Origin of the sequence: Stenotrophomonas chelatiphaga, from assembly GCF_032054965.1 — a bacterium.
Lineage (GTDB): Bacteria > Pseudomonadota > Gammaproteobacteria > Xanthomonadales > Xanthomonadaceae > Stenotrophomonas > Stenotrophomonas chelatiphaga.
The window spans coordinates 77,604-87,933 of record NZ_DAMBRS010000015.1; the positions used below are offsets into that span (position 1 = coordinate 77,604).

General features: G+C 66.4%; 7 protein-coding genes. 2 read left to right on the forward strand and 5 right to left on the reverse strand.

Annotated features, from left to right (window positions below):
- Positions 1-11 precede the first annotated feature (11 nt).
- On the forward strand, positions 12-1,436 hold the full coding sequence (locus RTX79_RS16020) for a replicative DNA helicase (RefSeq protein WP_057509363.1): 1,425 nt from the start codon (positions 12-14) through the stop codon (positions 1,434-1,436).
- 174 nt (positions 1,437-1,610) lie between these two features.
- Positions 1,611-1,826, forward strand: coding sequence for a hypothetical protein (locus RTX79_RS16025; protein ID WP_057509362.1), 216 nt, complete (start codon positions 1,611-1,613; stop codon positions 1,824-1,826).
- 84 nt (positions 1,827-1,910) lie between these two features.
- Here RTX79_RS16025 and lpdA read toward each other — a convergent pair whose 3' ends face one another.
- The 5 genes from lpdA to RTX79_RS16050 all read right to left on the reverse strand — a co-directional run bounded on the left by lpdA (position 1,911) and on the right by RTX79_RS16050 (position 10,080).
- Complete coding sequence (lpdA, locus tag RTX79_RS16030) at positions 1,911-3,347, reverse strand: dihydrolipoyl dehydrogenase (RefSeq protein WP_312684742.1); 1,437 nt, start codon at positions 3,345-3,347, stop codon at positions 1,911-1,913.
- A gap of 132 nt (positions 3,348-3,479) precedes the next feature.
- The gene (sucB, locus tag RTX79_RS16035) at positions 3,480-4,685 is read right to left on the reverse strand and encodes a dihydrolipoyllysine-residue succinyltransferase (RefSeq protein ID WP_057509360.1); all 1,206 of its coding nucleotides are present in this window, start codon (positions 4,683-4,685) and stop codon (positions 3,480-3,482) included.
- 41 nt (positions 4,686-4,726) lie between these two features.
- The gene (locus RTX79_RS16040; protein ID WP_312684743.1) at positions 4,727-7,558 is read right to left on the reverse strand and encodes a 2-oxoglutarate dehydrogenase E1 component; all 2,832 of its coding nucleotides are present in this window, start codon (positions 7,556-7,558) and stop codon (positions 4,727-4,729) included.
- Between the two features lie 186 nt (positions 7,559-7,744).
- On the reverse strand, positions 7,745-8,647 hold the full coding sequence (locus tag RTX79_RS16045) for a GNAT family N-acetyltransferase (protein WP_312684744.1): 903 nt from the start codon (positions 8,645-8,647) through the stop codon (positions 7,745-7,747).
- Between the two features lie 2 nt (positions 8,648-8,649).
- Complete coding sequence (locus RTX79_RS16050; RefSeq protein ID WP_312684745.1) at positions 8,650-10,080, reverse strand: cupin domain-containing protein; 1,431 nt, start codon at positions 10,078-10,080, stop codon at positions 8,650-8,652.
- Positions 10,081-10,330: the final 250 nt, after the last annotated feature.

Sequence of the window (10,330 nt, forward strand, 5' to 3'; positions counted from 1 at the left end):
AATTCCGCCGCATGGCTGCTCGTTCCGGCTTCAAGTCCGACCGCAGGGAGCGCTCCGATCGCTTCGACCGCGATGAATCGCGCATTGATTCCCTGCGCGTGCCCCCGCATTCGGTCGAAGCCGAACAGGCGGTGCTCGGCGGCCTGATGCTGGCCCCGGATGCATTCGACCGCGTCAACGACCAGTTGAATGAAGTCGACTTCTACCGCCGCGACCACCAGATGATCTACCGCGCGATCCGCGAGCTGTCCGAGCGTGATCGTCCGTTCGATGCGGTGACGCTGGGCGAATGGTTCGAATCGCAGGGCAAGATGGAACTGGTCGGCGACGGCGCCTACCTGATCGAACTCGCCAGCACCACGCCGTCGGCGGCGAACATCGTGGCCTATGCGGAAATCGTGCGTGACAAGGCGGTGCTGCGCCAGCTGATCCAGGTCGGCACGGATATCGTCAACGACGGCTTCCAGCCCGAAGGTCGCGAGAGCAGCGAACTGCTCGCCAGCGCTGAAAAGTCGGTGTTCGCCATCGCCGAACAGGGCGCGCGCGGACGCACCGATTTCGTGGCCATGCCCGGCGCCCTGAAGGACGCCTTCGAAGAGCTGCGCAACCGCTTCGAGAACGGCGGCAACATCACCGGCCTTCCGACCGGCTACAACGATTTCGATGCGATGACCGCCGGCCTGCAGCCGACCGACCTGATCATCCTGGCGGCGCGTCCGGCGATGGGCAAGACCACGCTGGCGCTGAACATCGCCGAGTACGCGGCGATCAAATCGAAGAAAGGCGTGGCGATCTTTTCGATGGAAATGTCGGCCTCGCAGCTGGCGATGCGCCTGATCTCCTCCAATGGGCGCATCAACGCACAGCGCCTGCGTACCGGCCAGCTCGAAGACGAGGACTGGAGCCGGGTTACCGGCGCGATCCGCATGCTGAAGGAAACCAAGATCTTCATCGACGATACGCCGGGCGTGTCGCCGGAGATCCTGCGGTCCAAGTGCCGCCGCCTGAAGCGCGAGCACGACCTGGGCCTGATCGTGATCGACTACCTGCAGCTGATGAGCGTGCCGGGCAACAGCGAAAACCGCGCGACGGAAATCTCCGAGATCTCGCGTGGCCTGAAGGGCCTGGCCAAGGAACTCAACGTGCCGGTGATCGCGCTGTCCCAGCTCAACCGCTCGCTGGAAACGCGTACCGACAAGCGCCCGGTGATGGCCGATCTTCGCGAATCCGGCGCTATCGAGCAGGATGCGGACATGATCGTCTTCATCTACCGTGACGATTATTACAACAAGGAAAACTCGCCGGACAAGGGCCTGGCCGAGATCATCATCGGCAAGCACCGTGGTGGTCCCACCGGCTCGTGCAAGCTGAAGTTCTTCGGCGAATACACCCGCTTCGACAACCTGTCGCACGACTCGGTGGGTTCGTTCGAGTAACGGCGGTTGCAACAGGTAGTGACGGCCGCTGGCCGTCATCGGCGAAGGCCGCTGGCCAGCATGAGTCCGCTGTTCGTCGCCGCATCCCGGGTTTCGTCGCATTCCCGTTGCGCGGCAGCCGGCCGCCGGCAACGATGGCCCCAAGGCGGCACGGTGCCGCCAGGGAGACCTGTCATGAAGACCCTGTTCGCGCTGGGCGTGTGGTGCCTGCTGTTCGTGCTGTGCTGGCCGCTGGCGATCCTCGCCCTGCTGGCGTGGCCGTTGGTGTGGCTGCTGAGCCTGCCGTTCCGGCTGGTCGGGGTGACCTTCTCGGCGTTGTTCGCCTTCCTCGGCGCGGTGCTGATGCTGCCGGCCAGGCTGCTGGGAGCAGGGCGGGCGCAGGCCGCCTGAGCACGGCGCAACAAAAAACCCCGCCTTGGCGGGGTTTCTTGATGTGAAGCGTGACGGCGAGCGGCCGTCACTACCACGGGCGGATCAGTTCGCCTTGTGGATGGCACGCTTGCTGACCGCCATGGCCGCATCGTGCACCACTTCGGACAGCGACGGATGCGCATGGCAAATACGCGCCAGGTCATCGGCCGAACCGCTGAACTCCATGGTCAGCACGCCTTCGTGCACCAGCTCGGACACGTTCGCGCCCACCAGGTGCATGCCCAGGATGCGATCGGTTTCAGCGTGTGCCAGCACCTTGACGAAGCCGGTCGGCTCGATCATCGCGACCGCACGGCCGTTGGCGGCGAACGGGAAGCTGCCGGCCTTGTACGGAATGCCCTCGGCCTTCAGCTGCTGCTCGGTCTTGCCGACCCAGGCCAGCTCCGGCTCGGTGTAGATGACCCACGGAATGGTGTCGAAGTTGACGTGGCCCGGCAGGCCGGCGATCAGCTCGGCAACCGCGATGCCTTCCTCGAAGCCCTTGTGCGCCAGCATCGGGCCGCGCACGCAGTCGCCGACCGCCCACACGCCGTTGACGCCGGTGTGGCAATGCGCGTCCACTTCGATCTGGCCACGCTCGTTGATCTTGACGCCGGTGCCTTCGGCCAGCAGGCCCTTGGTCGCCGCGCGACGGCCGACGGCCACCAGCAGCTTGTCCACGACCAGCGACTTCTCGCCATCGGCGTCGGTATAGGTCAGCGCGACTTCGGCCTTCTTGCCCTTGCCGGACACCTCAGCCTTGGACACCTTGGCGCCCAGCTTGATGTCCAGGCCCTGCTTCTTGAACTCCTTCAGCGCGACCTTGCCCACTTCGGCATCGGCAGCGGCCAGGAAGTCCGGCAGGGCTTCCAGGATCGTGACTTCGGCGCCGAGGCGCTTCCACACGCTGCCCAGTTCCAGGCCGATGACGCCGGCGCCGATCACGGCCAGGCGCTTGGGGACTTCGGTGAAGTCCAGGCCGCCGACGTTGTCGACGATGGTCTCACCGTCGAACTTTGCGAACGGCAGTTCGATCGAATCCGAACCGGCGGCGATGATCACGTTGGTGCCCTTCAGCTCGACGATCGAACCATCGTGCTGGGTGACCTTGACCACGTTGTCCTTCTGCAGCTCGCCGAAGCCGTAATACGCAGCCACCTTGTTGGCCTTGAACAGCATGGCGATGCCGCCGGTGAACTGCTTGACGATCTTGTCCTTGCGGCCAACCATCGCTTCGACGTCGATCTTGGCGTCCTTGAAGCTGATGCCATGGTCGCCAAAGATATGGCCCATGTTCCAGTACTGGCGCGAGGAATCCAGCAGCGCCTTGGACGGGATGCAGCCCACGCGCAGGCAGGTGCCGCCGAGGGCGGGCTTGCCATCCTTGCCCAGCGCCGCGTCGATGCAGGCCGTCTTCAGGCCCAGCTGCGCGGCACGGATGGCGGCGTGGTAACCGGCCGGGCCGGCACCGATGACGACGACGTCGAATTGTTCAGCCATTTGAGAGTCCTTGATGCAGTCCTCGACCCGTGCAAGCGGGCCGGTGGCGCAGTGCGCCGGGAGGCGGGCAGGGCCGTAGGCCGTGCCCCGGATCGACAGACCCCTCCCGCGGGCGGGAGGGGGCGGCGGGTCTTACAGGCCGAACAGCATGCGGCCCGGGTTTTCCAGCTGGTTCTTGATGTCCACCAGGAACTGCACCGAATCCTTGCCGTCGATGATGCGGTGGTCGTAGGACAGCGCCAGGTACATCATCGGCGCGATCACGACCTGGCCGTTCTCGGCGATCGGACGTTCCTTGATCGCGTGCATGCCCAGGATGGCGCTCTGCGGCGGGTTGATGATCGGGGTGGACAGCAGCGAACCGAAGGTGCCGCCGTTGGTCACGGTGAAGGTGCCGCCCTGCAGGTCTTCCAGGCTCAGCTTGCCGTCGCGCGCCTTCTTGGCGTAGTCGGCGATGCCCTTTTCGATGTCGGCGAACGACTGGCGTTCGACGTTGCGCAGCACCGGGGTGACCAGGCCCTTGTCGGTGGACACCGCGATGGAGATGTCCGAGTAGCCGTGATAGATCACGTCGTTGCCGTCGATCGAGGCATTGACCAGCGGGAAGCGCTGCAGCGCGTTGGCGGCGGCCTTCACGAAGAAGCTCATGAAGCCGAGCTTGATGCCGTGGGCCTTCTGGAACTCTTCCTGCAGCTCCTTGCGCGCCGCCGACACCTTGGCGAGGTTGACCTCGTTGAAGGTGGTCAGCATCGCGGTGCTGTTCTTGGATTCCATCAGGCGGTCGGCGATGCGCTTGCGCATGCGGGTCATCGGCACGCGTTCTTCCGGACGCGCACCACCGGCCTTGCCGGCGCCGCCGTTGCGGGCGTAGTTGACGATGTCTTCCTTGGTCACCGCGCCACGACGGCCGGTGCCGTCCACGTCGGCCGGGTTCACGCCTTCGGTGATCGCCGAGAAACGGGCGCCCGGGGGCAGCGAATCGGCCGCCGACTTCGACGCCGGTGCCGGGGCGGCAGCCGCCGGGGCAGCCGCCTTGGCCGGTGCGGCCTCGGCCTTCTTCTCTTCAGCGGCCGGAGCCGGCGCAGCGGCTTCGGCCACCGCGCCTTCCTCGATGATCGCCAGCACCTGGGCGCTGGTGACGGTGTCGCCTTCCTGGAACTTGATTTCCTTCAGCACGCCGTCGACGGTCGACGGGACTTCCAGAACGACCTTGTCGGTCTCCAGGTCAACCAGATTCTCGTCACGCTTGACGGCGTCGCCGACCTTCTTGTGCCAGGTGGCGATGGTGCCGTCGGAGACGGATTCGGGCAAAACCGGGACTTTGACTTCGGTGGCCATGCGGGAGCTTCCTGGGTTCGTATTTCTGGAATAGGGGAGGGTTATTCGGCGACCGAGTCGTCGAACGGGTTGACCAGGGCATCGGCGACCAGCTTCTGCTGCTCGATGACATGGTCAGCCATGTGGCCGGCGGCCGGCGATGCCGAGCGCGCGCGACCCGCGTAATGAAGGCTCTGGCCATCGGCCACGCAGAACTGCAGGTGGTGGCGGATCTGGTACCACGCACCCTGGTTCTGCGGCTCTTCCTGCGTCCACACCACGTCGGTGGCCTTGCCGTACTTCTTCAGTTCGGCAGCCAGCAGCGCGCGCGGGAACGGGTAGAGCTGCTCCACGCGGATGATCGCCACGTCGTCCTGGCCACGCTTGGTCTGGTCTTCCAGCAGGTCGTAGTAGACCTTGCCCGAGCACAGCACCACGCGCTTGACCTTCTTCGGGTCGGCCTTGGCATCGCCGATCAGGTGCTGGAACTCGCCATTGGCCAGTTCTTCCAGCGTCGACACGGCCAGCTTGTGGCGCAGCAACGACTTCGGCGACATCACCACCAGCGGCTTGCGGGTGGTCAGGTGCTGCTGGCGACGCAGCATGTGGAATGCCTGCGCCGGGGTGGACGGGACCACCACCAGCATGTTTTCCAGCGCGCACAGCTGCAGGAAGCGCTCAAGGCGCGCCGAGCTGTGTTCTGGACCCTGGCCCTCGTAGCCGTGCGGCAGCAGCAGGGTCAGCCCGGTCAGGCGGCCCCACTTGGCTTCACCGGCGGCGATGAACTGGTCGATGACCACCTGGGCGCCGTTGGCGAAGTCGCCGAACTGGCCTTCCCAGATGCACAGGGTGCCCGGGTCGGTGGTGGAGAAGCCGTACTCGAAGGCCATCACCGCTTCTTCGCTGAGCAGCGAATCGATGATGGTGGCCTTTTCCGGAGAATCCACCAGCTGGCGCAGCGGCAGGTAGTACTGGTCGGTGTTCTGGTCGTGCAGGATCGCGTGGCGGTGGGTGAAGGTACCGCGGCCGACGTCCTGGCCGACCAGGCGCAGGCGGTGGCCTTCGTCCAGCAGGGTGGCGTAGGCGAGGTTCTCGGCAAAGCCCCAGTCGCCCGGGATCTCACCGGCGGCCATCTTGCGACGGTCTTCGTACACCTTGGCCACGCGCGAATGCACCTGCACGGTGTCCGGGATGGTGGTGATCTGCTTGGCCAGCGCGGTCAGCTTGTCCATGTCCACGGCGGTGCTGACCGTGTCCGACAGCTTGCCGTCCAGCAGCTTCGGCCAATCCACGAACAGCGGGCTGGTCGGCGGGGTCTTTTCCACGGTGGCCAGGTCGGTGGTGTACTCGCCACTGTCCAGCTTCACGCGATAGCCGTCGACCAGCGCCTTGCCGGCACCGGCTTCGATCACGCCGGCCTGTTCAAGCTGCTCGGCATACATTTCGCGGGTGGTCTTGTGCTTGCGGATCACCTGGTACATCAGCGGCTGGGTGATCGCCGGTTCGTCGGCCTCGTTGTGGCCCCAACGGCGGTAGCACATCAGGTCGATGACCACGTCCTTGGCGAACTTCTGGCGGAATTCGAAGGCCAGCTTGGCGGCGAACACCACGGCCTCCGGGTCATCGCCGTTCACGTGGAACACCGGGGCGGCGATCATCTTGGCCACGTCGGTGCAGTACAGCGTGGAGCGCGAATCTTCCGGGTTGGACGTGGTGAAGCCCACCTGGTTGTTGACCACGATGTGTACCGTGCCGCCGACCGCGAAACCGCGCGCCTGCGACATCTGGAACAGCTCCATCACCACGCCCTGGCCGGCGAAGGCCGCGTCGCCGTGGATCAGGATCGGCATCACCTGCTTGCGCGCGGTGTCGCTGCGGCGCTCCTGGCGCGAACGCACCGAACCGGCAACCACCGGATCTGCGATTTCCAGGTGCGAGGGGTTGAAGGCCAGCGCCAGGTGCACCGGTCCGCCGTCGGTGCTGACGTCGGCCGAGAAGCCCATGTGGTACTTCACATCGCCTGCGGAGGCGTGGTTGTCGTGCTCGAACTTGCCTTCGAACTCGTCGAACAGCTTGCGCGGGTTCTTGCCCAGCGTATTGACCAGCACGTTCAGGCGGCCGCGGTGGGCCATGCCGATCACCACGTCCTTGACCCCGTCCTTGCCGGCGTCACGGATGATGGTGTCCATCATCGGGATCAGCGCATCGCCGCCTTCCAGCGAGAAGCGCTTCTGGCCCACGTACTTGGTGTGCAGGTAGCGTTCCAGGCCTTCGGCCGCGGTCAGGCGTTCCAGCGTGCGGCGCTTGGTATCTGCATCGAGCGCGTAATCGCCACCGGCGAGTTCGAGCTTCTTGTAGATCCACTGGCGCTGCTCGACTTCGGAGATGTGCATGAACTCCGCGCCGATCGAACCGGTGTAGGTCGCCTTCAGGCGTGCCAGCAGGTCGCGCAGTTTCATGCGCGGCTGGCCACCCACGCCACCGGTGCTGAACTCGGCGTTCAGGTCACCATCGGAAAGGCTGTGGAAGGGCAGGCCCAGGTCCGGCGGATTGGTCGGCTCGGCCAGGCCGAGCGGATCCAGGCGCGCACCGAGGTGGCCCCGCGAACGGTAGGCGGTGATCAGGCGGCCGACGTTGCGCTCGCGCTCGTCGCCGGCCCCTTCGCCGGTACCACTCTTCAGCGCGCCTTTGGCGGCGTCGGCGATGTGCGCGATGACGCCCGAGTGCGGAATGTCACCCGCTTCACGGCCCTGGAAGCCGTCGAAGTAGGCCTTCCATTTGGGATCGACACTGTCCGGGGAGACGAGGTACTGCTCGTACAGATCCTCGACATAGGAGGCGTTGCCGCCGGCGAGCTGCGATGACTGCGCAAACTGCTTCAGTAGATTGTCCACGATGGAGAGTGATTATTCGCTTGTGGGGTAGGGCTCTGGAAGTACCCGGCCGACTGGATGAATAGCCATGCACGGGCGCGTTCAAACACCCAAATTGTACCCCCATCCGCCGGGGATGGGGCGCTGCACGGGCACGATTGGCGGCTGCGGTGCCGCTGCCAGACAGGTTGCGCGTCGCCGTCGGGCTCAGATGCCGAGGGCGCGCAGCTCGCTGCAATCCCGCGAACGGTCCCAGACGCGCTGCAATTGCTGCTCCAGCGGCTGCGAGCGTGAAGGCAGTGCAATGCCGGCCTCGCCTTCAAGGCGATGGCCCATCAGACGAAAGTAGTAGTCGCCGGCATCGTTGGCGATGCAGGCCGAGGCCAGCGCCCGGTCAACCGGATCGCTCACCTCGCGGATCTGCACCACGCTGGGCAGGCGCTGCAGCAGAGACAGCAGCGGCGCACCGGCGGTCTGGATCGCGGCGGCATCGTGCACGATGACACGCAGCTGCTTGTCGTGGGCACGGGTGGCGAAGCGGCGCAGCGCCGCCTGCACGGGAGCGGCGTCCAACAGGCCGGGATCCAGCTGGCGGCTGTGGACCCACAACCGCCGGCGCGCGCGGTGGATGACCGCGGTGGTCACCGCCACGGCCGCCTGCACCCCGTCGATGGTGGCGGCGGCGCCGAGCGTGCGCTGCATCTGCAGGTGCGCGATGCCGGCCTCTTCGAAGTGACCGCCTTCGGGAATGAAACCCTGCCGTGCATAGAACGCACAGGCCGGCAGCTGGGCATGCAGGTGCACCTCTGGCAGCCCGGCCATCGCAGCCGCACGCACCAGCTCCTCCAGCATGGCCTCGCCTACGCCCTGGCTGCGCCATGCCGCCAGCACCGCCATGCGCCCGATGCGGCCATCGGGCAGCAGTCGTCCGGTACCGATCGGCGCGCCGTCGGCATCGCGTGCCAGCACGTGGGTGCAGACCGGATCCAGCGCATCGCGCTCGAGGTCGGCGGGCACCCCCTGCTCGACCACGAACACCTGCTGGCGAACCCCGTGGATCGCTGCGTGATACGCCGCGTGGTCGGCGCGCTGGACACGGAAGGCGGGCATGTTCAGTGGCGGCGCTGGCCGGCGCCGTCCTCCGGTTCGTCCTCTTCGTCATCCTCGTCGAAGCTGACCACCACCTCCACGCCGTCCTCATGCACGTTCACTTCGCGCACGTCATCGGAAAAGTCATCCACCTCGACGGTGCCCACGGTGTCGGCCGCCACCACGATCGGCGTGGCGTCGGCGGGCTCGTCATCCAGCTCGTCGTCGGCCGCGTGCGGGTCGGTCAGCTGGTAGAAGCCCAGCACCATCAATTCCTGCAGGGCCTGCCGGCCCTTGGCGGTCAGGCCGTTCCACGCGGAGCGGTCCAGCCGTTCGGCGGCCGCGATGCGTTGCGCATCCTTTACCGACACCGCCAGGTCCAGCCCGCTGCAGTACAGGCTGGCGCCGCGCTTGGCACGCCGCCAGGCCAGGCGGGCCCAGGGGTGGCGCTCCAGCAGCAGGCCGTTGGCCAGCGCGTGGTCGACCTCGTCCAGCGACGGCGCCGGTCCGCTCGGCATCACTTCGCCGGCGGCGCGGTAGGTGGTGATGAAGCGCCCGAACCAGTCGCCCAGCATGTCCGGGTCGTTCATGCGGATGGCATTGAGCGCGGCCACCACGCGGTTCATCGCCGCCACGTCGATCTCGTTCGGATCCTCCGGCAGCTTCAGGTCGGGGTCCTGGTAGCGGATGCCCTCATCGGCATCCACCACCAGGGTGTCCAGGTAATCACTGATCAATTCGGCCGATGCCGGTGCGCGCATGCCGAAGGAGAAGGTCAGGCAGGGGTCTTCGGCCACGCCGTTGTGCGGCACGTTCGGCGGCAGGTACAGCATGTCACCCGGCGCCAGCACCCAGTCGTGGCTTGGCTTGAATTTCGTGAGCTGCTTGAGTTCGATGTCCGGGCGGAAGTCCAGTGGCGGGCGCTTGCCCCTGGTCGATTCGCTGGCATCGATCTGCCAACGGCGATGGCCCTGGCCCTGCAGCAGGAACACGTCGTACTGGTCCACGTGCGCACCGACCGAGCCGCCGGTGGCGGCGAAGCTGATCATCACATCGTCCATCCGCCAGCGCGGCAGGAAATCGAAGTGCGCGATCAGCGCGCGGACGTCCGGGTCCCATTTGTCCACGTCCTGCACCAGCAGGGTCCAGTCCTTTTCCGGCAGGGCGGGGAACACCGACTCCTGGAACGGGCCGGTGCGCACGCGCCATCCGTCGGCGCTGCGGTCGTGTTCGATCAGCCGCGCCAGCACGCCGTTTTCGCAGGCCAGGCCGGCCAGGTCTTCGGGCTGCACGGGGCTCTGGAACCCGGCGAAGGCGTTGCGGATCAGCAGCGGGCGCTTCTGCCAGTAGTCTCGCAGGAAGGTCGCCGGGGCCATGCCCAGCGGCTTGGCGGGGGTGGCGTGGACTTCGATGGCGAAGGTCCTGGCGGTGGAAGCGGATGTGCGTGCGGCCATGGGGGAGGTCCTTGCAGCGGAAACAGGGCGCGGCCTGTGCGGCCGTTGATGGCCTATTGTCCGCGTTCGGATGGGGTGGTGTCGAACGGGTGGGACCCCCTCGCGGTGGGCTGCTGCGAAAAGCGGAGTGCGTGATCGGGGTCGGGCGGTGGGGCTGGTCGGGGGACGGCAAAAACCGCATCCATGCGGGCCTCGTTTCGCGCCATCCATGGCGCTCAACGCCCCCGCCCAGCCCCACCGCCCGACCCCC